19 protein-coding genes and 1 pseudogene are annotated in these 25370 nt (G+C 57.9%); 14 read left to right on the plus strand and 6 right to left on the minus strand.

Features of this window, described 5'->3' with window-relative positions; translation table 11 throughout:
• Positions 1-132, plus strand: a pseudogene (locus tag EN932_RS03665) (IS481 family transposase); the annotation flags it as partial.
• Here the strand turns inward: EN932_RS03665 and EN932_RS37880 are convergent.
• From EN932_RS37880 to EN932_RS39695, 4 genes are read right to left on the minus strand one after another with little or no spacing between them, the layout of a single operon-like run.
• The gene (locus tag EN932_RS37880; protein ID WP_127248734.1) at positions 70-321 is read right to left on the minus strand and encodes a hypothetical protein; all 252 of its coding nucleotides are present in this window, start codon (positions 319-321) and stop codon (positions 70-72) included. The pseudogene EN932_RS03665 and the gene EN932_RS37880 overlap by 63 nt on opposite strands.
• A gap of 14 nt (positions 322-335) precedes the next feature.
• A complete protein-coding gene (locus EN932_RS03670; RefSeq protein ID WP_063169433.1) occupies positions 336-620 on the minus strand; it encodes a DUF6804 family protein in 285 nt (94 codons plus the stop codon).
• Positions 621-672: 52 nt separating this feature from the next.
• A complete protein-coding gene (locus tag EN932_RS03675; protein WP_082826591.1) occupies positions 673-912 on the minus strand; it encodes a hypothetical protein in 240 nt (79 codons plus the stop codon).
• 28 nt (positions 913-940) lie between these two features.
• Positions 941-1075, minus strand: coding sequence for a YHYH domain-containing protein (locus EN932_RS39695; RefSeq protein ID WP_199489651.1), 135 nt, complete (start codon positions 1073-1075; stop codon positions 941-943).
• Between the two features lie 129 nt (positions 1076-1204).
• Between EN932_RS39695 and EN932_RS03685 the strand changes: the two genes are divergently transcribed.
• The 6 genes from EN932_RS03685 (at position 1205) to EN932_RS03710 (ending at position 7651) form a co-directional block, all read left to right on the plus strand.
• Positions 1205-1645, plus strand: coding sequence for a hypothetical protein (locus EN932_RS03685; RefSeq protein ID WP_126066778.1), 441 nt, complete (start codon positions 1205-1207; stop codon positions 1643-1645).
• 197 nt (positions 1646-1842) lie between these two features.
• Positions 1843-3282, plus strand: coding sequence for a hypothetical protein (locus EN932_RS03690; protein ID WP_063169430.1), 1440 nt, complete (start codon positions 1843-1845; stop codon positions 3280-3282).
• On the plus strand, positions 3275-4093 hold the full coding sequence (locus EN932_RS03695) for a hypothetical protein (protein ID WP_063169429.1): 819 nt from the start codon (positions 3275-3277) through the stop codon (positions 4091-4093). The genes EN932_RS03690 and EN932_RS03695 overlap by 8 nt, the downstream gene beginning before the upstream one ends.
• Positions 4093-5409 carry a hypothetical protein gene (locus tag EN932_RS03700; RefSeq protein WP_063169428.1) on the plus strand — a complete coding sequence of 439 codons (1317 nt, stop codon included), beginning with the start codon at positions 4093-4095 and terminating at the stop codon, positions 5407-5409. The genes EN932_RS03695 and EN932_RS03700 overlap by 1 nt, the downstream gene beginning before the upstream one ends.
• On the plus strand, positions 5397-6455 hold the full coding sequence (locus EN932_RS03705) for a hypothetical protein (RefSeq protein ID WP_224571173.1): 1059 nt from the start codon (positions 5397-5399) through the stop codon (positions 6453-6455). The genes EN932_RS03700 and EN932_RS03705 overlap by 13 nt, the downstream gene beginning before the upstream one ends.
• Positions 6456-6505: 50 nt before the next feature.
• Positions 6506-7651 (plus strand): DUF4236 domain-containing protein, encoded by a 1146-nt coding sequence (locus tag EN932_RS03710; RefSeq protein WP_095770037.1) that lies wholly within the window; start codon positions 6506-6508, stop codon positions 7649-7651.
• Between the two features lie 13 nt (positions 7652-7664).
• Here the strand turns inward: EN932_RS03710 and EN932_RS03715 are convergent, their stop codons facing one another.
• Positions 7665-8495: a thermonuclease family protein gene (locus EN932_RS03715; protein WP_127224212.1), complete on the minus strand. Its 831-nt coding sequence runs from the start codon at positions 8493-8495 to the stop codon at positions 7665-7667.
• A gap of 34 nt (positions 8496-8529) precedes the next feature.
• Positions 8530-8943 carry a MucR family transcriptional regulator gene (locus EN932_RS03720; protein WP_082826711.1) on the minus strand — a complete coding sequence of 138 codons (414 nt, stop codon included), beginning with the start codon at positions 8941-8943 and terminating at the stop codon, positions 8530-8532.
• A 636-nt stretch (positions 8944-9579) separates the two neighbouring features.
• Here EN932_RS03720 and EN932_RS03725 point away from each other — a divergent pair.
• The 7 genes from EN932_RS03725 to EN932_RS03755 all read left to right on the plus strand — a co-directional run bounded on the left by EN932_RS03725 (position 9580) and on the right by EN932_RS03755 (position 24530).
• Complete coding sequence (locus EN932_RS03725) at positions 9580-15165, plus strand: DUF3320 domain-containing protein (RefSeq protein ID WP_063169424.1); 5586 nt, start codon at positions 9580-9582, stop codon at positions 15163-15165.
• Positions 15166-15236: 71 nt separating this feature from the next.
• Positions 15237-16496, plus strand: a complete 1260-nt coding sequence (locus tag EN932_RS03730; protein ID WP_063169423.1) for a DNA repair exonuclease — start codon at positions 15237-15239, stop codon at positions 16494-16496.
• Positions 16493-19966 carry an AAA family ATPase gene (locus tag EN932_RS03735; RefSeq protein WP_063169422.1) on the plus strand — a complete coding sequence of 1158 codons (3474 nt, stop codon included), beginning with the start codon at positions 16493-16495 and terminating at the stop codon, positions 19964-19966. Before EN932_RS03730 ends, EN932_RS03735 begins: the two co-directional genes overlap by 4 nt.
• Positions 19967-20289: 323 nt before the next feature.
• Entirely contained in the window at positions 20290-21456 is a 1167-nt protein-coding gene (locus EN932_RS03740; RefSeq protein ID WP_063169421.1) for an ABC-three component system protein, read from the plus strand.
• The gene (locus EN932_RS03745) at positions 21453-21965 is read left to right on the plus strand and encodes a three component ABC system middle component (RefSeq protein WP_063169420.1); all 513 of its coding nucleotides are present in this window, start codon (positions 21453-21455) and stop codon (positions 21963-21965) included. The genes EN932_RS03740 and EN932_RS03745 overlap by 4 nt, the downstream gene beginning before the upstream one ends.
• On the plus strand, positions 21966-23939 hold the full coding sequence (locus EN932_RS03750) for a DUF3732 domain-containing protein (protein ID WP_063169419.1): 1974 nt from the start codon (positions 21966-21968) through the stop codon (positions 23937-23939). It begins immediately after the preceding gene.
• Positions 23940-23963: 24 nt separating this feature from the next.
• A complete protein-coding gene (locus EN932_RS03755) occupies positions 23964-24530 on the plus strand; it encodes a hypothetical protein (RefSeq protein WP_063169418.1) in 567 nt (188 codons plus the stop codon).
• The last annotated feature ends 840 nt before the right edge of the window (positions 24531-25370 follow it).

Genomic DNA, 25370 nt, shown 5'->3' on the forward strand with positions numbered 1-25370 from the left:
CATCGTGCCGCCGAACTGCCTGTCTGGCTGCACAGATACAATTGGCATCGTCCACATGGCAGCCTAAAGTCAAAAACGCCTATCAGTCGCCTCGCCCTGATCGAGGACAACCTGTTGAAGCTCCACATCTAGGGCATGCGAAAATAGAAAATAACGGGCAAAAAGATGCGCCTTTTCCGACTCCGAGCCTAGATGGTTGAAAGCCTCGAAGTACTCCTTCGTCCGCTCGAGGAGATCTCCCGCATAAAGCGCCAACGGCTGTGACACGGTGACCCTCGGGCGCGCCTTGACCTTCGGCGTCTCAGGTCCACTCTTGGCCATCTCAGATTATCGGCTTAATTCCGGTGCCGGTATGCGACAAAGCCGAACAGAGTAGCCGCTGCGACGTTGAAGATTGCCCACAGCTCGCGCGGCAAATGAACCGGCATGAACGGGTTGAAGATCGCTGCCGCTCCAAACAGCGCCCAAGCCAGGGTGCGATTTTCAGGGCCTGATCGCCACACCATGGCTCCGCAGTAGATCCCGGCGAAAAAGACCACCACGCGGAGGAATTGGTAATAGCCGTACGGCCATGGCGCTACCGCCAGCAGCGAGGCAATAGCTACACAGATGCAGACCAACCGGACCGTTCCGGCCGGCGTCGAAAAGCATTATTTTCAGCAAACTTGATCCTCAAACGCCCAGCACGGTTGTTAGTGGAGTTTCGGCGCCCGCCATATATTTGAAAAGCCAGATTGCCCAAGTGATCGGCCAAATGAACGCCAACATCGCATCCAGGCTCAAGTTAATCAGGATTTTTACGACCACTGATGCATGGCCCTGCCATGTGTCGACGACATTCATCACGTAGGTGATCGGCCCGCCCAGCATGAAGAGGAGGCCCAGCGGAGCTGACATGATGTTCTTCAGCATGTTTGTGTCCCTCAGAAAGGCGTGACCTTCAGTGACAGTGATACGCGCCGGTCTTATGGTTGGTATGGCAACCGTTGGCATCAGTGCCGCCACTGTGTGCAAACGCGCCGGTCGCGCAAGCGATTATTGCAGCGGCCATAGCCGCGAGAAATGTTGTTTTCATTTTATTGCCCTCCCAAAGTATTTCAGACAGAGCACTATTGCCGGTCGGGCACAAGCTGCTCGTGGCACTGTGAACACAAATAGGATAGATGCTCCTCTGTGCAGGCCAAGATCGGGCGAGGAGAATACTTTGGATGGATTGCGATTGATGCACGTCCCGTTGGCGATCCTGCTGACATGGCCAAGGGTGGCGACGGCAAATGAATGCCTCTCGAAGTACACCAAGACCGACGTCTGCGCCTACGCAAAAAAAATGCAAACCGAAATGGCTCCAGCATTGCCCATGCTGATCAGTTCGAACATCTCCGTTCGGAGCATCATCGCAATCGGGCCAAGGATCGTTTTCAACGCCACCTGGGCTCAGACCGATGCGGAAGTAGACGCCAAATTGTTGGCTGCTGGCGTCTCGCGGCCGGTCTATGTCCAGAAGATCGATGAAATGACCAAAAACTATGTCTGTCGTGCGGAGGAACTATCTGCCTTCGTTCGCCTGGGCGGTGAGATCCAGTACACGTATACGACTGTGGATAATTTCCCAGTCGCGAACCCGCTCGTAGCACTCTGTCCTTAGAGCATCGCAGCACGGCTCATGACATGACTAGTCGCGGCCGATCAACCAGTTGATCAGCAGCCATGATCATTTGTTGGAACTCAATTGAGCCTGATCCGCACTAGCAAGTGGATAGAAGTGAATGTGCGGTTGCCCTTTAGCTCTACTATGCATAGAAACCACTCTGCCGGGGGGCGTAAAGTTGGGGTTGTGAGTGCGTGGGCTCTAAATTCGAAAAACTAAATAAGTTGCGTGACTCACTGCGAGAATCCAACCACGATTTTCGGGCGAGCACTCAGCTATTCAACAGCCTGGACCCTGCCAAGATCGACGGCGACCTGGATGTCATTAACCGCGGAAAGCAGCGCGGCGAGGTGAACCAACCCCCGAAAACGGCAAAGAATCTCGACGATGTCGAACATGCCATCGTGGAACGCGTTGAGGATGAGAAGAAGGCTGCGCATCACACTCTTGAGGACAACCTGCAACTCCTTGGAGGTCGTCTTGCCGGCCTCGATTTCGAGGAACAATTCGGTCTAATCCGTCAGACGAATGCCGCTAGCGTTTCGGACTTCAAAGCCTCGGTCGCCGTGGGCCTCGATGAACTTCACGGCCTGAGAAGGGCCCTGAACGACGCCGAAAAAGAGCATGCATGGTTTAAGGAGAAGCACGGTCTCGTTCGTGCCGCGCGTGTGCAGCACGGTGCCGCTCACATTTTCCGGCTATCGCTTCTGCTATTTCTGTTTCTGGTCGAGACAGCGATGAACGGCAACTTCCTGGCCAAGGGCAATGAGCAGGGATTTTTTGGTGGCATCCTTGAGGCTGCGGCATTCTCTTTCATCAACATCGGGGCGGCTTTGCTCCTGGCGGTTTTCTGCGCTCGTCTCGTCACCCATCGGTCGTTTTTCGTAAAATTCGTTGGGATCATTTCAATCCTTTTCTATATCGGCTTGGCGATTTCGATAAACTTGGCGCTAGCGCACTACCGTGAGGTCAGCGGCTCGCTCGCTGACGGCGCCGGCGCTGAGGTCATCCGTAATATGCTCGCCAATCCAGCGGGTCTCACGGACATCAAGTCCTGGTTGCTGTTTGCGATCGGCCTGATGTTTTCGCTTTTCGCTTTTATCGACGGCTGGTTCGTGCTCGACCCTTACCCAGGCTACACTGGCGTTGAAAATCGGCTCGTTCGACGGCGCGATGACTACATCGATCGAAAGAAGGAACTGATCGAAGAGCTGCAGGATGTCCGCGACGACCACAACGAAAAAGTGGAGGAAATCGTCAAGCAGCTTGGTAGTCGCCGGCGCGAGCACCGCGCGATTGTCGATCATCGATCGAGGCTTCTGGCTCTTTTTGCGCAGCATCAAGACCAATTGGAGCGAGCCTGCAATCAGCTTTTGTCGATGTATCGGGAAGCCAACATCCAGGCGAGGACCGAGCCGGCGCCCAAGCATTTCGGAACGCCCTACAAACTTGATCGCATCAAGCCATACGTCACCGGCGAGCGGGAGTGGAATGAGGGAGATGTTGGCGCATCAATTCGCCAGGCGCAGGAGGAACTCAACGAGCAGGTTCGTCTGATTGGTCAGGAATGCGAACGGGGAATTGAGCAGTACCGAGATCTTGATAAGCTTCACCCGGACAGCGTGAATGTCTAGGCGAACCCGCAGACGCAAGAAAGGCAATGCGGGTACCATTGCCGCGGCCATTGCCCTTGGTGTGCTATCCGTTGCGATGTTGGCCGGCTTCGGCTGGATGTGGACCAGGTCTGGCAATGGCCATATCGACGCCAACACGAATTGCCCATTGGACGGACCCTCCAGCCTGACCGCCGTCCTCATCGACGCCACTGATCCAATTTCGGCAACGACGATGGCTGATCTCAAGAACGAGTTCCGAAAGACCATTGGGCAGGTCGAGCCGGGTGGGTATGTGAGGATTTATACCCTGAGCTCGGCGCCTGGTGAGCTGACGGTGATGTTCGATGGATGCAATCCCGGTGATGGGTCGACCGTCGATAGTTGGACCAACAATCCTGCGCGGCGTCAAAAGAAGTGGGAAAACGCCTTCGGCGATCCTTTGAACAAACTTCCCGATGAAATCCCGAATGCGGCTTCCGCGAGCCAATCTCCGATCATGGCTGGAATTCAGAAAATCAAGCTGTCGCTCTTCGATAGCAGCTTGGCCAAACAGGGCAGTCCCAAGCGATTGGTGGTCGCCTCTGACATGATCGAGCATACGACGATTTACTCGCAGTACCGATCGGGACTGGATTACCAAAAATACCTCAACAGCGCCGCCGACCGCACATATGGGACGTCGCTGGATGGGGTGGGCATCACAATTCTTTATATCGATCGGGCAAAGAAGCCATTTCAGACCCTGGATCACGCGGAGTTCTGGACACATTGGGTCCAGAACCATCACGGCGAGTTCGAAAAGCTGGTTGGCTTGGATGGGTTAAACTGATGGCGAGAGCGCACGACAAACCTTTGCTGGATCATCCACGTCTGCCGGTCGTGGTTTTCGCGGCATTGACACTCGGCGGGTGTGTATTCATCGCCATTGCAAAACTCTCAGGCGTAAATCCGATCGTCGCGGCGGTAGCACCGGCCTGCCTGATGTTTTTCTATCTCGGGGTTTCGATCTTTGCTGGAAAGCTACAACTGCACGACGAGCAGACCGGCGATAACCTCTACTATATGGGCTTCCTGTTCACCCTGACGAGCCTTGGGGTCTCGCTGTTTCAGTTTGGAACGGAAGGCTCAACCGACACGATCGTCCAAAATTTTGGCATCGCGATCACGTCGACGATCACCGGTATTGCTCTGAGGGTTTTCTACAATCAGATGCGGCGCGATCCCGCGGACATTGAGCGAACGGCGAGGCACGAACTTGCCGACATGACACGGCGTGTAAGAGCCGAGATGGAAAGCGTAACCAGGGAGTTCGCCGACTTTCGTCGTGTCAGCCATCAAATGCTCGAAGAGGGCTTTGCAGAGATTGCCGAGCAAGCGGCACGCAATGGGGAGCACATTCGATCTGCCCTGGACAATATTGCCATGGAATCGATCAAGCCTGTCCAAGAGGCGTCTGCCAAGCTCAGTGACGCGTTGCAGCACAATTTCGGGCAAGTCGAAACCCAGTTTGCTTCGATAGCGAACCGCGTTGGAGCTGCAGCGGATTTGCTGGATAAAGCCAACAGCTCGATGTCCAACTCTGTTGGAAAGCTCGGTAATCAAGCCGACAATATGGCTGCCAAGCTGGAAAAGGTGGTTGTTCCTGATGAGGTGCTGAAGAACGATCTGGCGCCGATGGTCAAGCTCCTGGGTAATGCTGTCGCACAATATGCGATAAAAACCGAAACAGCCTCGCAAGAGCAGCAAACGCGGATGACCGGTCTTGCCGACGCAGTGATCAAGGTGGCGACTGGAGTGGAGAGAGCGGCAGCGGCCGCAGAAAAGACCGCAGAAACTGTCCAAGCGCAGCAGCGTTTGACTGAGGAGTTCATGGCTGTGATGCAGAAACACAGCAATGAAACACGCGGCCTCGTCGCAACCCTTACACAACATAGCCTCCCGGCCGTGCGCACTCCCCAGCCTCTGAGCAATGCGATAGCGAACGATGTCGAGCGAGTGGCGGCACCTTCCACTGTTGCCTCCCCTGTGGAGACGCCAATCAAGGTTTCGGATGACACGGAGGGCGACACCTTCCGATCGTTAAGCAGTCCGGCGGAGGTGGAGAAGGGTGAACCGCCAAAGAGAGCAAGTTGGTGGGGCAGGTGAGTGAGGTTAGCGGAACAGCCATTACGTTTGAGCGCAAGGGCTATGGCCGCGGCCTGATACTCGGCCTGACGATGGCTGAGACGATGCTGCTTCTCGTTTTCTGCCTTTTGCTTGCTGCAGGCGCGCTCATCGCCAAGACAAAGAAAGAGGCTGCGGCAGCGCAGAAGATTGCGCAGTCCCTCAATGAGAACGCTCGCAAGCTTGACGAGGAAAACAAGCGGTTGCTGGCTCAGCTGAATGCCATGGTCAAGCCTGCAAGTCGACGCAATGTACCAGATCAAGAATGGCGTGAATTGGTCCGGGCCAAAGAGGCCGCAGAGGCAATCAAAAAAGTGGGACTGACCCTTGAGGAAGCGGTGAAAAGCGCGCCGGCCGCCAAAGTCCTCTCTGACAACGACGTCGACGTTGATCAGGCCAAAGCCATGATCGAGAAGATGAAGGTTCTGCGCGAGCTCGGCTACGTTGGCACGGGCAAGACGTCCAAGGATCTTGCTGACGCACTGAAGAAGGCAAGGAACGAGGCCTCTGCTGACAAGCCACACGATTGGCCACCGATCATCAGTCTTAGCGAGCTCGATGGCTATAATTTCGATACTGGAAGTGCGGAGCTTTCCGGTGGCTTCAAAACGAAGTTGCGGCAGATGTCGAAGACCATTGCTGGAATTGCAACTTCCTATGGTGTGGACGTCATTGAGGTGATTGGCCACACGGACGAGCAGGCGATGTCCGGTGACTCATCGAATATGGACAGAGGCCTTCAGCCCGTACTGGCGCGCAAGATGGACATTGGCACACTCCATCCTGCCGACAATGCCGGGCTTGGATTAGCGCGAGCGATCTCCGTCACAGGCATCCTGCGCGATATGCCGGAACTGAAAGGCTTCACCATCCTGCCAATGTCCGGCGGCCAGTTGATATTGCCTGGCGACCGGCTCACCGACGGCGCACAGGCCGGCGACGTCAAGGCGAGGAGGCGAATTGAGATCAGGGTCAGGCAACGTTCGCGAGAGACAGATATTGGACTGGTTCCGGTACCAAAGTTGTGAGGCGAACTGCCCTTGGGTTTCGCTCACAGGGCTTGGGGGGGATTGCGGGGATGGGGTTTTACGTTCGAAAATCGATTAGTGCGGGACCTTTCCGCTTTAACTTCTCGTCTGGCGGGGTTGGCGCGTCCGTTGGCGTGCAAGGTCTTCGTATCGGGACTGGCCCACGAGGGCATTATATTCATGCAGGCGTCGGCGGTCTCTACTACCGAGGCACTTTGGGAAAGCGCAGCGCCAAGCAGACGCTGCAACTGTCTGAATTCCCATCTGGGCCAAAGCCCCATCCAACATCCTCACCCGTGGAATATGTCAGCGGTGGCGTCGTGATGAGAGAAATCGAGTCCGCCGATGTGATCGAGATGCGTGATGAGACATTTGCCAATGTGCTTGATGAAATCAATGCGAGGCAATCGCAGACGCGAATGTCGCTCATCCTGGCCGTGCTGTTTGGGATCGCCGGATTGATCGCAGGCGCAATGCTGGGAGGTGGGGTGGCGCTGATCGGTATTGCTGCCTTTTTGCCGGGCATGCTTATTGGCAACTGGTTGGACAGCTACCGCCGGGTGAGCGTGCTCTACTATGATTTGGAGCAGGACGCGGAGGCGGCCTACGGGCGACTTGTCGCCGCCTTTGACACGCTCACACGCTGCGCGGCGAGTTGGCATGTCGCGGCTGGTGGCAAGATAGAGGATCTGACGACTTGGAAGCGCAATGCGGGAGCCACGATGTTGGTCGATAAAAAGTCGACGACGCTCCAAGCTTCCTTGCCGACGGTTGTTCGCAGCAATGTCACACCACCGTCGATACACGTCGGCCGGCAAATCCTTTATTTCATGCCAGACATGATTTTGGTGAAGGACGGAAACCAGTACGGTGCCGTTGGGTATGGAGACCTCAGGACGCAATTTGCCCCCAGCAATTTTATTGAGACCGGCAAAGTTCCATCTGATGCTGAGATCGTGAGCTATACCTGGGCTCATCCCAATAAGAATGGCGGACCCGACAAACGCTTCAGAGATAATCGGCAGATCCCTGTCTGTCGCTACGAAGCCTTGCGGTTTTCTAGCCCATCCGGGCTCAACGAGCTGGTGGAATTTTCCAAGACAAACGTCAGCCAGCCCTTTTGCCAGGCTCTATTGGCACTCGCGCAAATGCACCGAAACGCTGGTGGCCAGTCCGGCTTGCTGAAAGCGCGCTAAGGAATTGGCTTGGTCAGCAAATGCCTTCGCACGGAATTCCGTCGCCGTCCCGGTCCAATTTGGGTCCCCAGCTACAGTTATTGAGATACCAGCGCGCCTCATCGCATGAGGAGATTTGCTTACAATAGCGACGCGGTTGACACGAATAGCTCTGAGCTATTTGGCGACGGCCTGTAAGGCCGTAGGATGTGTCATTACCGGGTTTATTGTTGGCTGCATGTGTTGCTCGCCAATCCCAAGGGGCTGTGAAAGTGCCAACCCAGATGCCAATCTTGGCCCTTTGGGCATCTGCCTGTTGTGACGCGTAACTACCATGGCTGTATCGAGGCCAATCCAGGGCATAACCCTGTTCGACCATCCAAGACGCAATGCTAGCACCGTCCGCCCGCTGACAATCACCAACGAAGCGGTTGTAACGATCCCACGAAACAAAGTTGCACTGGATGGGTCGGGATTGACTGAGGAAGATGTCCAGTGCTTCTGCGGATTTGCGGCCGCATGGGTATTCTTGCCCGCTTGCGTCGCTGCAGTTTTGGCTGCTTTCAGGTGCGTCGATGCCATTGAAACGAATACGCTGTCCGTGGATCTCGATCGTGTCCCCGTCAACGATGGACGCTACGCCGACGATAGGCTTCGGTTTTGACCCGAGTGCGCTTGCTGTATTGGGTCCCGCGATCTGGTTGCCCCACCCTGTAAAGTAGGAGGTGACATAAGCGCCCACTGCTAGCGTGATCACCAGGATCGCGGCTAATGATTTATGTGAAAAGAAACGCTTGCGCATAATTGAAACCCGGCCGCGTCTTGGCCGCGAGCTGCGGCGATGGGAATAGCGATCGCGATTCAATTTTCGATCCTTTGCGAAGCTGCCAAATGTTTTGCTAGCGCGTCTTTGACTTCTTGGCTGCTGCTTTCTTGGGCGCGGCTGCTGTGCGACCGAGGCCAATCGATTTTGCCAATCTGGAGCGATTGGCTGAATAGTTAGGCGCGACCATGGGGTAATCGTTGGAGAGGCCCCATTTTTGGCGATAGGCGTCGGGCGTCAGTCCAAAATGCGTGTTCAAGTGTCTCTTGAGGGACTTGAACTTTTTGCCGTCTTCGAGGCAGACGATGTAGTCTGGAGTGACTGAGCGCTTGGGGTTGACCGCGGGAACTTGGTCGGGTTTTTCCGGTTCGGACGGCTGGCCGATACGCGCTAATGACGAATTGATGCTGGCAATAAGGTCCGGCAATGAGGAGACCGGCACTGAATTCTTGCTCACATAAGCCGCAACGATATCGGCGGTAAGCTCCATCAGCGCGGTGGCCGTATTTTGGATTTCGTCAGTCACTTCATGGCTCCGGACTTCTGCAGTGAAATCCCGATCTATTACTTATCGGCTAAAAAAACCAGTAGAGGGAGGATACTAAATGCCAGGCGCTAATAGTGATGAATGTTAAAGCGCCAATCAGAATGCGGAACCACGAGAGACGGTGGATTGATTGGGCGCGGCGTTTTCTTTGTATGACCAGGAAAGCGGCTTGAGGCTCACAGGCGGATGCATTTAGATTTGGACGAGTAGGACCTACGCATGACATTTTCGAAAGACCCGCCGCCGGAGGTTAAGCCCCAGAAGGATAAGGCAAAGACTGGATCTGAATTGGACCGCGTTCCAAGTGCGGGAGCCATTCGGGTCCGCAACGGACTCTCTGTGTCAGAAAAAGACATTGTGGAGGCGGCTAAATACGGGGGCAGGGAGCGAGAATCCTCGTCGGATAGCGACTAGGCAAAGGGGGCCAAGAATGCAGGCTCTGACCCATATCACACGTCGCAATATTGGACGGTGTCCAGAAGTGATCGCAGTCGTTTCTAATTGAACACGGCTGTTTTTTCTTGCGCGAACGCTCTACGCGGGCTCTAGCTGGTTCTCCTTTCAAAGGGGATGTAAGTCTTGGACGTAAAACAGTCAGTCTTCCAAAGCGATCTCCCTCTAAAGGAGAAACTCGAGCGCGCCAGGATGGAGTTGCTCGATCTTTCCGCCCGCAATCGACTTTTGAATGTGCCGCGGTTTTCCAAGAGCGCGAAGACGATCGATATCGTCGATGAGAAGTCGTCCGAAATTTATCGATTGCTGGTGACCGAAGGAAAGGCTTTTACCTTCCTGGCCGGCAAGCCCGATAGGCCGAAAGCGGGCCAGGATGAAAGCAGCCCTCCAGACGAAGAGATCGACTATTCCCCCGTCGCTCTCGCCCAACCAGAGGACGATGGAGTCGATAACAGAGGGATATCCGCGCGGCACTCGGACACCAAGCTGCAGACGCGTATGACCCCAACTGGGCTGCAGCGGCGGCTCCTTGATCTCTACCATGATGCCCGCACACTCGAGGAAGAGCAGGGCGTCAATATCCTCTTTCTGGCCCTTGGAATGCTGAAGTGGATTGACCCGAACAACAAAGAGAACATCCGTCAGGCCCCCCTCATTTTGGTGCCGGTTCGGCTTGAGCGAGGGGCCGCTGGAGAAAAATTCCGCCTACGAGCCCGGCCGGAAGATCTTACCGCAAACCTCTCCTTGGAACTCTATCTCGACCGCATTCACAAGCTCGCTCTGCCGCGTTTTGAGGTGGGAGATGACTTCGACGTCTCGGCCTATCTCGATGCCGTTGCCGAAGCAATTTCGACCAAAGAGGGTTGGGAGGTGCTTCGCGACGATATGGTGCTCGGCTTCTTCTCGTTTGCGAAGTTCTTGATGTACCGTGATCTGGATCCGGATCTCTGGCCCGATGGCGCAAAGATTATCGAACAACCGAAGATCCGCTCGCTTCTTTCAGATGGTTTCGAAACACGCGAGCCGCTTATGTCGGACGACATAGCGATTGATCCGCACATTGCGCCCGCCGAAATGTTGCATATCGTCGACAGTGACAGTTCTCAGACACTGGCGATCCATGACGTCAGAAAAGGTCGCGACCTCGTTATCCAAGGTCCGCCTGGGACAGGAAAATCGCAGACGATCGCAAACATTATTGGGTCGGCCGTTGCCGACGGAAAGACCGTGCTGTTCGTGGCCGAAAAGATGGCAGCGCTGGAGGTCGTCAAGCGACGGCTTGACACTGCTGGGGTGGGGGACGCCTGCCTTGAGCTGCATAGTAACAAGGCGAACAAGCGCATGATGCTAGAGGAGCTGCGGCGAACCTGGCAACTCGGATCGCCCAGGGGCCAGCTTCCTTCTTCCCTAACTGATCGCTTGCTGGAGGCTCGCGATAAACTCAACGCACATGCTGCACGAATGCACGTTGCGTTCGGAGCGTCCGAACTCACTCCTTATCAGGTTCTCGGCCAGCTAACCCGACTAAGGCAGGTCGGTCAGAAACCAGTGGACATCGAACTTACGGATGCCACAAGCTGGACAACTGACGGCGTTTCGCAACGTCGCAAATTGCTCGATGAGGTCTCTCAGCGGATCAACGAGATCGGCTTGCCGATCCACCACCCGTGGCGGGGAGTTGGCCTGGATGTCGTTCTTCCAACGACCATTGAGAGGCTCGTCCCACGCATCGCGGCGTTGCTGGACCAAGCCAAGGCACTGCACGCCAAACTGGTCGGTATCGCTGAGCGGATCAAGGCCGAGCCTCCGAAAATTCTCAGCGACAGCGGCGAGATAGAAGATCGCGCTGAGCTTCTCGCGTCCGCGCCTGGACTTCCTGCCGAGGCGCTCGTCTCGCCGGTATGGGATGAGCGTCCGAAAGACATTTCATCGCTTCTCTGGTCAGGAACGGATTTCGCCCGCAAGTCCGAGGAACTTTCGGAGCAGTTGGCGGCAACGGCTATCGACACGCCAATTGAAGGTCTCGAGACAGAGCTTGCAAAGCTTCCCTCGGAATTTCCGAAAGATGGTTTCCATCGTGCGCGACAGCTCACCATTCTGCTCCCACGCTTGAGGGAAGAAGCTGAGCGCCTGAATCAGGAACTCGGATCGGCGATATTGCCAGACACGTTGGCAGGCTTGCTCAGGCTGGCCGTGACCGGCGAGCGAGTAGCGGCAGCACCTGACGCAAGTCCGGAGGCCTTCGCAGCCACCGTTTGGGACTCCGGACTTGAGCAGGCAGGCGACCTTGCCGACAGCGTAGCGACGCTTGAGGCTGCCAGAGCCGACCTTCAGGGCAAGGTTGTTGACGCGGCGTGGAGCACCGAGGTGGCCGCGGCGCGGCAGGCGCTCGCCACACACACGGGAATATTGAAAGCATTGAACGGCGACTACCGTCGCGCCACAGCACTTGCGCGGACTATTGTGGTCGACCCTAGCGCGCCTGCGACGCAGATAGTTGGTCTCCTCGACCTTTTGATGAAGGGTCAGGCTGCCGCAGCAAGAGTCCGCGAAGGCGACGCTTTTGGCCGTTCCGCCTTCGGGGCAGATTGGCGTGGGGAGCGATCGGCTTCCGCGCCACTGCTCGCGCTAGTGGAGTGGATGCGGACTCTACGAGGGCTAGGCCCCGAACCTCGGATTATCGCCGGCCGGATGGCGGAACGCTCCGAGGCCGGTGCGCGTGCAGCGCGCGTTCGCAAGGTTATCGAAATCGGTCGGCCAATTATCGAAGGTTTCTGGAACGATCTCGGGCACCTCGCGTCATCCATGCTAGGCGACGTGGCTTCCGCCGAGCGGGCCTCGCTGCAACTGATGGAAGCGAAGGCGAGCACTGTAGCTCAAGCCGATGATGCGTCACGACAGGTTCTGACTGACGTTCCGGATCTAATCACTGAGCGGGTGGAGCTACTGCGCCGACTAGGCAGACTACAAGCACTTGCTCAAGGGATCGATGCGGGAGAGAGCCTTGGCAAGTTCGTATTCGGCTCGTCGTGGCACGGTCGAGGATCCGATTGGGCCGCTCTCACGCAAGCCGAGCTTTGGCTGAAAGAAAATGGCTCGATCCGACATCTGGCTGCGCGGTTGCCTGAAAGAATCGAGATCGCAAACTCGGCACGTTCAGCACGTGAAGCGGCCCAAGCGGCAGCGCGGGAATTGAAGGCGCTTACAGGGGATTTGAAAGCCGATGCTCCCTCCTTGTTTGGAGTAGTCGATTTTCCGGACGTCGCGATAGGCGAGGTCGTTTCTCGGCTGCAGGGTTGGCTCGATCATCAGGAGCAGCTCTCGAAATGGGTTGCCTATGAAGAGCGATCCGAAACGGCCCGAAAGGCTGGACTGGGACAGTTGATAGACGGCCTAGCCAACGGCCAGATTACAACAGGATCGGCTCGATCAGTTTTTGATATGGCCTACTACGAACGAATGTTTCTGGCGATGGCGACCGATGAGCCGGAGCTGGCAAGGTTCGACGGGGAACTGCATTCCAGGGCTGTACGTGACTTCGCAGATCTGGACCGCCAGCGCATCAAGGCCGGCGCCATCGAAGTTGTAACGGCTCATCACCGGAAAATTCCTTCAAGAGACGGCGGAGCTGGACCTGTCGGACTGCTTCGTTCTGAGATGGCGCGCAGACGAGGCCACATGCCCATCCGGCAATTGATGCAGAAGGCAGGCCCTGCCATCCAGGCGCTGAAGCCAGTGTTCATGATGAGCCCGCTTTCGGTGGCGCAATTCCTGTCGCCCGGCCGGATGTCCTTCGATCTGCTCGTGATGGACGAGGCGTCTCAGATCCAGCCCGTGGACGCACTTGGCTCGGTCGCCAGGGCCAGTCAGGTGGTCGTCGTTGGCGACGAACGCCAACTGCCACCCACGACATTCTTCGCGAAGATGACAGGCTCGCAGTCTGAAGATGACGAGGGTGAGGGCGCGCAGGTCGCCGACATTGAAAGCATCCTCGGCCTGTTCACGGCCCGCGGCTTGCCGCAGCGTATGCTGCGCTGGCACTACCGTAGCCGTCACCAATCTCTAATCGCAGTATCGAACAGCCAGTTCTACGAGAACCGGCTTTTCATCGTGCCAAGCCCTTATACCCAAGAGGCAGGTATGGGGTTGCGGTTTCATCATGTGCCGGAGGGGGTCTTCGATTCCGGCGGCACAGGAACCAATCCGGTAGAGGCGAGAGCAGTAGCGGAGGCGATCATCCGTCATGCGAAGGTGAACCCGCAAGAGACTCTAGGCGTTGCAACATTTTCGGTTAGCCAACGCCGCGCGATCCAGGATGAACTCGAAGCGCTGCGGCGACTAAATCCCGACACCGAGGAATTCTTTCACGCTCATCCAAGCGAGCCATTCTTCGTCAAGAACCTCGAAAATGTTCAAGGCGATGAGCGCGACGTGATCATGATCTCGGTGGGGTATGCCAAGAATGCCCAGGGATACATGGCCATGCGTTTCGGCCCTCTTGGCGCGGAAGGCGGCGAGCGTCGGCTCAACGTCCTCATAAGCCGCGCCAAGCGCAGCTGCGAAGTATTCGCGTCCATCACAGACGAGGACATCGACCTGGAGCGTGGCAAAGGGAAAGGCATCTTCGCCTTCAAGCTCTTCTTGCACTACGCGAGAACAGGGCGAATTTCGCTTGCCCAAGTCACGGTTCGCGAAATGGATTCAATCTTTGTAGAACAGGTAGCCAACGCGCTGATCGAAATGGGTTATCAGGTTCATGCTCAAGTGGGCATTGCCGGCTTCTTCATCGACCTCGCAGTTGCGGATCCAGAGAGGCCAGGCCGCTATATTCTTGGCATCGAATGCGATGGCGCAGAATATCACTCATCTCGCTCGGCCAGAGATCGAGACCGGCTTCGGCAGTCGGTTCTGGAAGACCATGGTTGGATCATCCATCGCATCTGGAGCGCTGACTGGTTCCAACGGCCTCGTGAGCAGCTGGAGCGAACCATACTAGCGATTGAGGCCGCCAGAAAAGAACTCGATGAGCGGGCCGAATTGGGGGTCCAGAGAAATCGAGCTGTAGCCGTGCAGGTTGTTACGGTCGACCGAGGCAACGTGACGGAAATCGGTCTCGAAAGCACAAACGGATCCGAGACACCCAATCGAGCCTACGAAGAGGCCGAACTAAAGCGACCGGGATCGTTCGAACTCCACGAGACGCCCAGCGGAATCATGGCCGGACTGGTCGAGCAGGTCGTGGCTACAGAAACGCCAATCCATGTCGACGAAATAGTTTCGCGTATTCGGGACGCCTGGGGTCTGCAGCGGGCCGGTGGCAGGATTCAGGATGCAATCGAGCGGGGGGTAAGCATAGCACAGAGAGGTGGTTCAGTAGCCCGTCGAGGCAACTTCTGCTTCAAGCCAGGTGTTCCTGTTCGTCTCAGGGATCGCAGTGGGGTCGTGTCCGCTGGATTGCGCAAGCCCGAAATGATTGCGCAGGACGAGGTCGCCCAAGGCGCTATGGAAGTCGTGAAATCCAACCTCGGTGCGACAGAGGAAGAAATCGCCACAGGCGTTGCCAGGATGCTGGGCTTCAAAGCCACAAGCGCACAATTAAGGCAGCTGATTTCAGCTGGGGTCGCCGATTTGGTTGCCAAAGGAGTGTTACGGTCCCAAGACGGCTTGTTGGTGGCCGGCGAATCCGCGAGCGAGAAATTAGCTGAAGTGTAACGGGGCGCTGCAGCGCCCTCGTTGCAATTTCTGTCGAAGCTCGGAACACCTCTTTTGCTGGCGGAGGCCGAATGGCATTTCGATTCGTACACACGGCCGATATTCATCTCGACTCGCCGCTTCGTTCGCTGGCGATGCGAAATCCCGATCTTGCCGGGCTGGTGGGCGACGCCAGCCGCCAGGCATTCGTTTCGATAGTGGATCTCTGCCTTGAGGAACGTGTGGCCGCGTTGGTCATTGCTGGCGACCTATACGATGGCGACCAGACTTCAATGAAGACAGCGCGGTTCTTGGGCGCGCAGATGACACGCCTGCACCAGGCCGGCATCATGGTTTTCAAGATCCGCGGTAATCATGACGCCCTGTCGCGGATTTCCAAACAGCTGGTATTTCCCGACACCGTTACCATCTTTGGTGGTCGTGCTCAGTCGGTATTGCAGACAGCCGGCGGTCTGGACGTCGTATTCCATGGTTTGAGCTTTGCGAACCCTAAGGCGCCGGACAGCCTGTTAACCAAATATCCGGCGGCTCGTGAAGGGGCCGTCAACATAGGCATCATGCATACCAGTCTGGCTGGATCGCCAGGTCACGACGTTTACGCGCCCTGCAGCATCGCTGACTTGCACGCCCACGGTTTCGACTATTGGGCCCTCGGCCACATCCATGCTCGCCAAGTCCATCCTGGCGCCAGTGCCGTGGTGATGCCGGGAATACCGCAGGGGAGGGATATCAACGAGGCCGGTGAGAAATCAGTCACCCTGGTGACGGTGCGCCACGACCGTTCGGTGGAGATCGAGGAACGGCTGACCAGCGTTGCGCAGTTCGAACGGGTGAGCGTCGACCTTACCGGAGCGGTGGAGTGGCCCGAGGCCGTCGCGCGTGTTCGCTTCGCACTCGAAGAGATGCGGGCAACCGTCCGATCGCGTCATGCTGTGGCTCGCATTGGCCTGACAGGAACGTCACCACTGATGTGGGCGCTGATCCGCGACAGGGACCTCCTTCTTGCCGAAGCCGAACAGGCTGCGGAACAGCTAGGCCATACGTGGGTGGAGAAGCTCGAGCTTGACCTCGCGCCGCCTCGGACGGAGACCGCCGAGGATATTGCTGATCCGATTTTCGAACTCGAGCAATCAATGCGTGCCGATGCCACCTCGGAGGCCTTCCGCGCTGAGGCGAGGGCGTTCGTCCAAAAGATGGTCGCCGACCTTCCGGCCGACGGGCGGGATTTTGCTGGGACGGACGAAGCCGGGCTGGAACAGTTCCTCGATCAGGTGCTTTCCAAGGGCGCGGACTTGGTGACTGCCCGCCTTAAGGCCGGTGGATCGTCATGAGGTTGCGGCGCCTTGACCTCATTCGTTATGGAAAGTTCACCGATCGTTCGATCGACTTCGGACCCAAACCGGAATCCGGACCTGATCTGCATATCGTGTTTGGCCTGAATGAGGCCGGCAAATCGACTGCGCTTTCGGCCTATCTAGACTTGCTGTTCGGCATCGAGGAACGGAGCCGCTACAACTTCCTGCACGAGTACAGTGCCATGCGCATCGGCGGGGTGCTGGAACTGGCCGGCTCCGAACACACGTTCACGCGTACGAAACAGCGCAGTAATTCGCTATTGAATGCGACGGGCCAACCGGTAAGCGAGGTGGCGATCACGGCGCATCTCGCCGGTCTGTCGCGCGACGCCTACACGACGATGTTCTCACTCGATGACGAGACGTTGGAAGCCGGCGGAAAATCTATCCTGGAGTCGCGGGGCGACCTCGGCAAGCTTCTGTTCACGGCCAGCGCCGGTCTTGGGAACGCAAGTGATACGTTGAACGCCCTCGAGGCCGAAGCAGACGCTCTGTATCGGAAGCAGGCGCATGGAACCGAACTGGCGCTGTTGAAGAAGCGCCTTGTTGACGTAAAGTCGCGCAGGGATGCGATCGACACCCTTGCATCAACCTACGAGGGCCTGGAGGCCGAACGTCTCGATGCAGCGCAGCAGTACGGCCGAACCATCAGCGATCGGGCGGTGCTGGTGGCCAGGCTGGATACCTTTGCTCGTTACGTGCGTGCTGCGCCGATGCTGGCGGATATCCGGCGCAAGATTGCCCGGCTGGATCAGCTGCCGGACATCGCCTCCCCAGCCCGGACATCGACGGGAAGTGTCACCGAACTGATCGATGACGATGCCAGCCTCAGAACGCGGCTGTCCGCAAACATCGACGAGACCGAGCGCCTGGCGGAAAAAGTCACTGCGGTCGACGAGGACGAACCGATCCTGTCGATTTCCGAACGCATTCGCGGGCTGGCGGAGAGCAAGGTGCGCCATACCGCGGCTGGCTTTGACTTGCCCACTCGCAGGATGGAGCTGCAAATCCTCAACAACAGCGTGGCGAGCTGCCTTGCCGCCTTGGGCCGATCTTCCGAGGCGGATCCTGGCGCGCTGCTTCTGCCTGCCGTCACCGTTGGCGTCGTTCGCGCCATGGTCGAGCAGAGGTCCGGGATTGCTACCGGGATGCGTGCCGCTCGCGACGAAGCCGCGGCGGCACTCGATGCGCTGCAGGTGGCAAGGCAGCGGGTCGGCGAGGAAAGGGCGGTGCCCGAACCTGCCAGGGCAAGGCTGGGCTCGGCTTTGTCGAAAGCGCGAGCAAGCGGACACCAGGCAGAGATTAGGACGGCTCGCGAGGCGGAAGATGCGGGAACAATCCGATGGAAGGCGGCGCTCGCGCGCTTGCGTCCATGGAACGGAGATGCCCTCGCTCTCGCCAACGTCGCGGTTCCGAGCGCCGGGCAGATTGCCGCCTGGAAGACGGTAGCGTCAGAACTGGCAAGGAACACCGCCGTACTTGCCGAACGCCTTGCTGAATACGAGGGCAACCATGCCATGCTCGCCGCACGATTGGATGCCCTTCGTGCCTCGGGCGACATTGTCGACGATGAAGCGGCTACCGCCATCCGCCGAGTTCGCGATGATGCGTGGGCAACGCACCGCGCAGCGCTGACCGGTGACACCGCTGACGACTTCGCCGTGGCATTGGCGCGCGATGACATTGCCAGCGCAGGCCGGCTGGCCGGCGCGGCGGATCTGGCTGAGATCCGGGCAACTACGCGCGAGCTGGCCGAGGCCGCGGCCAACCTGTCACGCAACGGCATCCAACGCACACAGCTCGGCAAGGATGTGGATACCCAATTGTTGGAAATCCGCGCGGCCGCCAGGGACCTGCTCGGAGACGCCGTGGAACCTTCGTCTGAGCGCCTGATCGAAAGGATCGAGGATCAGATCGAGGCGCGCAGCGATGCGCTCGCTGCCTGGGAGCAGATCGAACTTGCTCGCTTGAAGGCCGAGCGAGCCGCTGACGCCGGCGAGCAGATACGCTTGGAAATGAGAGCAGTGCTGGGAAGCGTCGGCATTGTATCAGAGTCCAACGACACCCTCGAAGCAATCATGGCCATCGCGGAGCCGTTTCTGGATCGGCAGCGCAAGGTGGACGCCGAGTATGCCGAGGCGCTCAGAATGGTGAGCTCCAAAGAAGAGGATCTAGCGGCACGACGGGTTGCAGTAGGTGTGGCGGAGCGTCGCGAGGAGGAATGGCTGGCCGGCATTACCGAAGCACTCAAGGGAACTTGGCTCGAAAGCGGGCTCTCCGCATCCGGCGTCGGCACTGTGCTCGATCAATTGGCCGAACTTTCAAGAAGCCTGCAGGAACGGGACGACCTGCAGCTGCGTATCGACAAGATGGAGGCCGACAGGGCCAATTTTCTGGTCGAGGTCATCGCCGTTGCGGTTGAAGCCGACGAGCCGACGAAGGATACCGACCCGGAGCAGTTGGCCATCCGCCTTGCCGAGCGCCTAGAGCGTGCCGAGCGGACACGTGAAACGAAGGCAAGCCTCGGCAACGACCTGAAGCGCCTCAAGGAGGCGCGCGACATCCTCGACACTGAGATTTTGGCACACGAACGCCGCAAGAACGAGGTGCTGGGCGTCTTTGGTGTCGCCACTCTGCCCGAGGTAGTCGAACGCGATGAGCTGTTGCGTGAGCGCGATGGCTTGCGCACCACCGTCGCCGAACTTGAGGAACGGATAGTGGCGGAGCTCGCGGTCGACGGATTCGAGCAGGCCCGCTCGATCCTGGACGCGATCGATTTCGACGGCCTCGCGGTCGAGAAGGCTGAGGGTGAGCAGCGGCTTCGCCTGTTCGATGAAACCATCCAGCAACAGCTGATCCGGCAGACGCGCGCGGCCGACAAGCTGGACGCCATCGGCGGTGATAGTGCGGTTGCACGCCTGGATGCTGAACGGCGCACAACCCTGCTGGAAATCGAGGAGAAGGCCGTTCGCTACATAGAGCTGAAGCTTGGCATCATGTCGGCTGGCAATGCTTTGCGGATCTACCGTGAGAGCCATCGCTCCGGCATGATGGCGCGCGCATCAGACGCGTTCAAGCTAATGACGCGTGGCCAGTATTCGGGGCTGACAACCCAGCCTGTAAGAGGTGGTGAGGTTCTCATTGCTGTGCAGGGTGACGGGCAATCCAAGGTCACCGAAGCGCTTTCAAAGGGTGCACGATTTCAGCTGTACCTTGCCCTAAGACTCGCCGGTTATTACGAGTTCGCGCAATTTCGGCCCTCGGTCCCATTCGTCGCCGACGACATCATGGAGACGTTCGACCATATTCGCTCGGAGGAGGTTTTCAGGCTGTTCGGAGCGATGGCAAACACAGGTCAGGTCATCTACCTGACGCACCATAAGCATCTATGTGAAATAGCTGAGGCTGTCGTACCGGGAACGAGGATCCATCAACTCGCACAGTAATTTTCTCCGGAATACGTGAACGAACCAGTGAAGGACGCCGAATTTGACGGCAAGTATGCGCCCAAAGTCAGACGTTCCGGCAAACTTCGCGTTCGTCCAAAAGCGGACATATCGCCCGAGCCATAGACGGCCCCGATGTGCCCATAATGGACGTCCTGCAAATTCATTGTCCTGCCGAATCTGGACTTCGAGAGCTGGCCCTAAACAGCAATTGTATCGCGCCTAGCCGTCCTATCGCCGGGGCGCCAATTGTAAACAACGGCGAACTATACCAATATCGTTACTGGCTTCTTCCGGTGCGACTCGGGAGAACGGGATGGGCAATGAACGCGAAGACGCAAACGGGAAAACACAGCGCCGCTGGCCAATACCTCGGCTATGCGCTTCAACCTGTACGCCTTTGCTTTCACCTGCTCAACGCGCCTAGCGGCGCCTTGGTCTCTCTTGAACATTTAGACGATGTGGCGGTTCACCTGGTCGGCGGCGAAGTCGTTCTTGAGCAAAGCAAGAGCGCACTGAAGCAAAATCCGATATCCGACTGGGCTGCGGACCTGTGGAAGTCTCTGGCCAACTGGCTCAGCTTCATGGCGGCGGGAGAGATCGACCCGGCGACCAGCCATTTCCGGCTATATGTCACACCGGTGAAGGCGGGTGCCTTCGCGATCGCGCTGAACGACGCGAAAACAGATGCCGACGTGGAGGCGCTGGTCGCTAACCTCGCCAAAGCCCACAGCAAGCTGAAAGCTGCACCGGCATGCGACGCCGACGTCCAAGCTTTCCTGAACGCTGATGCGGCTCATTGCGCCGCCTTGGTCAAGAATCTCGCCGTTATCAGCGTCGATGCAGATCCCGTCGATCCGATACGCGCGATCTTCAAGCCGACGGTCTCTCCGCTCATCATCGACCTAGTGTGCGAACGCGCGATCGGCGCTGCGAAGGAGGCGGCGGACAGGCTGATTAGAGCTGGCAAGCCCGCCATCTTGGACGTGGACGCGTTTCAGGCCGAGCAAAGAGCATTTGTTCAGAAGAACAACCTTCCAGGGCTGCTGTCGTCTTTCACCAAGCAACCGCCTGTCGAGGCCATCGAACAATTGATCGCCGACCGTCCCGCCTTCGTCCGCCAACTCGAGCTGATCGAGGTGGGAGACGAAGCGTGCGTCCGGGCTGTTAGCGATTACCTTAGGACGCTCGCCGACATCTCGATCTGGGGCGAAAGCGGGCTAATCTTTGAGAAGAACCTAAGTGACTGGGACGATGATCTTGTCGGTCGCTATGAGCACGTCAGTGCAGAGGTGCACGACATACAGGCCGGACACCCCGCAACGGTTCGTGGTAGAATAGTTTACAGGCGCTGCGCGCAGTTGCAGCCTCCACTCGATGGTCGAGTCGTCCCCGGTCATTTCGTCCACGGATCATTCAACGCCCTTGCCCACGGCCTGCGCCTCGGCTGGCATCCCGACTACCAGACTCTTTTGGAGCCAGCGACTTGATTGAGGCTGGCCGATCGCACCTACCGCTCAGCGACCTCGCCCTTGTCCAGAATCCAGGACTTGGGGCTTTCGCATTGTGGCAATTTGGCCAAGGTTTCCAGGCTGAGGACGAACGTCCAGCGCCGTTCGCCTTGGCGTTTCTCGTGCTGCCAATCGTCCTGCATCGCGCAACGCTCGAAATCGTGACTTCGACAAACCGACCCTCTGGACTGGCGCTCTTCGCGGCCAAGCTCGGGAAGGAACGGGAACAACTCCTCGCCGTCCACGAGCGAGCGCTGCTGCTGCGTACTCTGACATTGCAATCGGCCGCTGTCGGTGTGAGCGGGCGGCTGCTGTCCGTGGATTACAAGGATGCTACTTTAAGAGCAAACGTACCAGAACCGAAACCGAGGAGGCTCGTCCTTCCAGAGCGCGTCAAGCACCTCGGACCTGCCTCGGAGAAATTGGGTTTCTGGTTTTCGAACCTGGGGACCGCGCAGGTGGCCAACCTGTTACGGGTGGAGTTCTAGATGTATTTCCAGCTTCGAAAACTGATCCTTTGGCCCCGCAATGGTGCAGCGCCGCGGGTCGTCAAGTTCGAGCCCGGTGTCGTCAACGTCATCAGCGGCGCGTCGAAGACCGGGAAGTCCGCCGTTATCCCTATTGTTGATTACTGTCTGGGCTCGGAGAAATGCGCGATTCCGGTGGGCGTAATCCGCGAGAACTGCAGCTGGTTCGGCATTCTGATCGAGACGCTGGAGGGCGAAAAGCTCTTGGCGCGACGCGAACCGGGGGACCAACAGAGCACAGGCGACATGGTGCTGCTGGAGGGCGCACAGGTCGAAATTCCGGAGACGATCACCGACAAGACCACCAATGTCGACACGGTCAAGCGCGCGATGAACCGCCTGGCAGGACTGACTGACCTCGACTTCGAACCAGGTACAGAGAATGGATTCAAGCAAAGGCCAAGCTTCCGCGACCTCATGGCCTTCACGTTCCAACCTCAGAACGTGATCGCCAATCCCGACGTGATGTTTTTCAAGGCCGATACGACGGAACACCGGGAGAAGCTAAAGACCATCTTCCCGTACGTTCTGGGCGCGGTCACGGCAAAGATTCTCCAGGCGCGGTTTGAGATCGATCGGCTCCAGCGCAACCTCCGCCGGAAGGAGGCTGAGCTACGCGCGATCGTGTCGGCAACTGGCGCTTGGCGGGCGGAGGCGGAGGCGTGGCTGCGTCAGGCAGTCGAACTTGGCCTAGTCGATTCCTCCACTGAAGTGCCGAAGGACTGGAGTGACGTTGTTGACCTGCTTCGGCGCGTGTCGAACAGCAACTCAAGTCTTGCTCGACCAAGCCTGGCCGGCATCGATGTGGTGCTGACGCGTCTGGAAACCCTTCGTGCGTCGGAAACTGAAATCGCCGCGCGACTTACCGAGCATCGTCAGCGCCTGAACGAACTGCGCCGTCTGGTGGAGAGCAGCGAGGCGTACGGCGACGCCATGCGCATCCAACGTGACCGCTTGGACCTTTCCACGTGGCTGAGGGACTTGGCCGACGAGTTCGCCGATCCGTTGGTCGCACTCGGGGACGGCGGCCGCGAGAAGGTCTTGGCCCTTTGCGACAACCTCGGCGGTCTGGAGATCCGACTGCGGACCCACCCTGCGATGTCTAACACGCTTGACAAGGAAATCCTGCGCCAGCGCGGCGCCGCTGAAGCGGTCCTATCTGAGTTGAACGATGTCCGTAGCGAGATAGCGGTGCTGGAACGGGACTCTGACGTCGCCCGAGACGAGGCCAATCGCTTCGATAGGCTTGAGCGCTTCCTCGGTCGATTGGAGCAGGCGTTGCACGTCTACGACCGCGCCGACCAGTCGTCGGATTTGCGGCAGGAACTCACCTCGCTGCAGGCCGATATTGCAACGCTGCAAAAGACGATCTCCGAGGCCGACATCCAGCGCAAGCTATTCAACGCGTTGCACCAAGTCTCCCATCATGCCAATCGGCTGATTCCGCAGCTTGACGCGGAGTGGCCCGAGGCCCCGATTAGGCTGTTGATTGAAGACCTGACCGTCAAGGTGACTAGGGGAACGCGTGAGGACTACCTGTGGGAGATTGGCAGCGGCGCCAATTGGCTCGCGTATCACGTCGCACTAATGCTTGCGCTGCAGCACTACTTCCTGGCCGAACCTCATCACCCAGTCCCTGGTCAGCTGATCTTCGACCAACCTAGCCAAGTCTATTTTCCTAAGCGGGCGGCGGGCGACGAGGGCCCCGACCTCATCGCGTGGAGGGATCAGGACGTGGTCGCCGTCAGGAAGGTCTTTGCGCTCCTAGGCGCTGAGGTCATGGCCGCGAAAGGTCGCCTCCAGATCATCGTGCTGGATCATGCAGATGAGGACGTCTGGGGCAAGCTTCCCGGAGTCAAGTTGATTGAGGAATGGCGTGGACAGGCCCTCGTGCCTCAGGCTTGGATTGCCGCCGCATCTTCCAACGGTGGATAATAATCTGCTGCCAGAGGAGAAGGCATGGCGAACGTGGACGAGATCAACCGTCTGACGGCCCTTGGCTTGAACGTCATCACAGCCATGGATGTCGCGGAAGGAAAACTAGACGAAGCCTTCGAGGTCGCCCGCGCTCAGGAGAAACGCAAGGTCGACATCTGGTGCAAAGGAAGAAAGAACATTCCGGTTGCACTGACTGCGATATGGGACTGCGATCCTGCAAACTTCTATCTCGCGTTCGACGGCGATGATCCCAGCGACCACGCTTCGACGGATTTCATTCTTATCGACGCTGATGTCACTGACGTTGGCGGCAGGCTTACCTACGCCGCCAGCAGGGACAAGGGTCCTTGGCATCAACGTTACAAGAGCAAGAGCTGTGGGATCGCCTACCGATGGCTGCATGGCCGCGGTGTCACACCGCCTTTGCTCGGCGAGTACCAAGGCCAAGTTCACATCGTAGGAGGCATGCACCGCTTCCATCTTGCCAAGCACTATGGGACGACGCGCATGCCATTCCTCGTCCGGAGGGCCGAACTAGCCGCAGTAATGGCGTTGATCCCCTCGGCGACCGACACCGCCAACTCGTAATGGCGGGGACTGCAGAAAAGAAGCGAATGAGTTGCGAACTTACCGGGATCACTCCCCGAAAGCTGACCGACGGCTTCCGGCCCCGTTGCGGCCATTCTTACTCCCGCACTTTGGCTTTTCCAGCGCTAAACCGGCCTTGGGCGATGAATGGAAACGGTCAGATGTTCCCGGTCTGTGCTCGAAAAGTCGCATAAAAGGGCAGACTGGTGTGACGTCCGGAATTATTGGGCCTTTCACGGGTTTACCGGTCCCGAATTATCGGTTGCTGGCGGGCGGGCTATGCGATTGAAAACAGGAGAGTTTTCTGGCTAAGGGTGGGGTTTCAGACTGAGTTTACCAATGCCCTTAATGACGATTAATTCTGGATTGGCATCAGGTGATTGGGTTTGCGCAGAATATAGCCGCCCTTATTGGTAAACCCGCTCACGGTCGACAACGGATTGGTCAACCTAGGACGACAGGATTGGTAAACCGGAGCCGCCCTATCGACGAAGGTCTAGCTTGGCGCATTCACTGTCGCCGGTAGGCAGATATTCGGGCGACAATCGGGACCAGCGTGCGACGCCGCCAAGCGTGAGACACGTCGGCTACGCCGCAAATCGACACGGTTTGACCGGGCGCAATACCGCACCGATCTTCTAATCTCGGCTTAATTCCGGAGAGAGGCAGATAATTCCGGACGCCACACTGATTGGTAACCTAAGGCCACCCACCACGCGGATTGGTAGCCCACAGGAATAGGTTTGGTAACCCTTATCGAGTGAGGGCCGCTCGTACCTTTCGGCGGGGTCGTTTCAGTTCTAAGCCCGGCTTAATTCTGGACAACGACAGATAATTCTG

Source organism: Mesorhizobium sp. M7A.F.Ca.US.002.01.1.1, assembly GCF_004022955.1.
GTDB lineage: Bacteria > Pseudomonadota > Alphaproteobacteria > Rhizobiales > Rhizobiaceae > Mesorhizobium > Mesorhizobium ciceri.

Coding starts and splice junctions, on each gene's coding strand:
- EN932_RS37880 (WP_127248734.1), bottom strand. CDS start 321: ATGGCCAAGAGTGGACCTGAGACGCCGAAGGTCAAGGCGCGCCCGAGG.
- EN932_RS03675 (WP_082826591.1), bottom strand. CDS start 912: ATGCTGAAGAACATCATGTCAGCTCCGCTGGGCCTCCTCTTCATGCTG.
- EN932_RS39695 (WP_199489651.1), bottom strand. CDS start 1,075: ATGAAAACAACATTTCTCGCGGCTATGGCCGCTGCAATAATCGCTTGC.
- EN932_RS03695 (WP_063169429.1), top strand. CDS start 3,275: ATGTCTAGGCGAACCCGCAGACGCAAGAAAGGCAATGCGGGTACCATT.
- EN932_RS03700 (WP_063169428.1), top strand. CDS start 4,093: ATGGCGAGAGCGCACGACAAACCTTTGCTGGATCATCCACGTCTGCCG.
- EN932_RS03710 (WP_095770037.1), top strand. CDS start 6,506: ATGGGGTTTTACGTTCGAAAATCGATTAGTGCGGGACCTTTCCGCTTT.
- EN932_RS03720 (WP_082826711.1), bottom strand. CDS start 8,943: ATGGAGCTTACCGCCGATATCGTTGCGGCTTATGTGAGCAAGAATTCA.
- EN932_RS03730 (WP_063169423.1), top strand. CDS start 15,237: ATGGCATTTCGATTCGTACACACGGCCGATATTCATCTCGACTCGCCG.
- EN932_RS03735 (WP_063169422.1), top strand. CDS start 16,493: ATGAGGTTGCGGCGCCTTGACCTCATTCGTTATGGAAAGTTCACCGAT.
- EN932_RS03740 (WP_063169421.1), top strand. CDS start 20,290: ATGAACGCGAAGACGCAAACGGGAAAACACAGCGCCGCTGGCCAATAC.
- EN932_RS03750 (WP_063169419.1), top strand. CDS start 21,966: ATGTATTTCCAGCTTCGAAAACTGATCCTTTGGCCCCGCAATGGTGCA.
- EN932_RS03755 (WP_063169418.1), top strand. CDS start 23,964: ATGGCGAACGTGGACGAGATCAACCGTCTGACGGCCCTTGGCTTGAAC.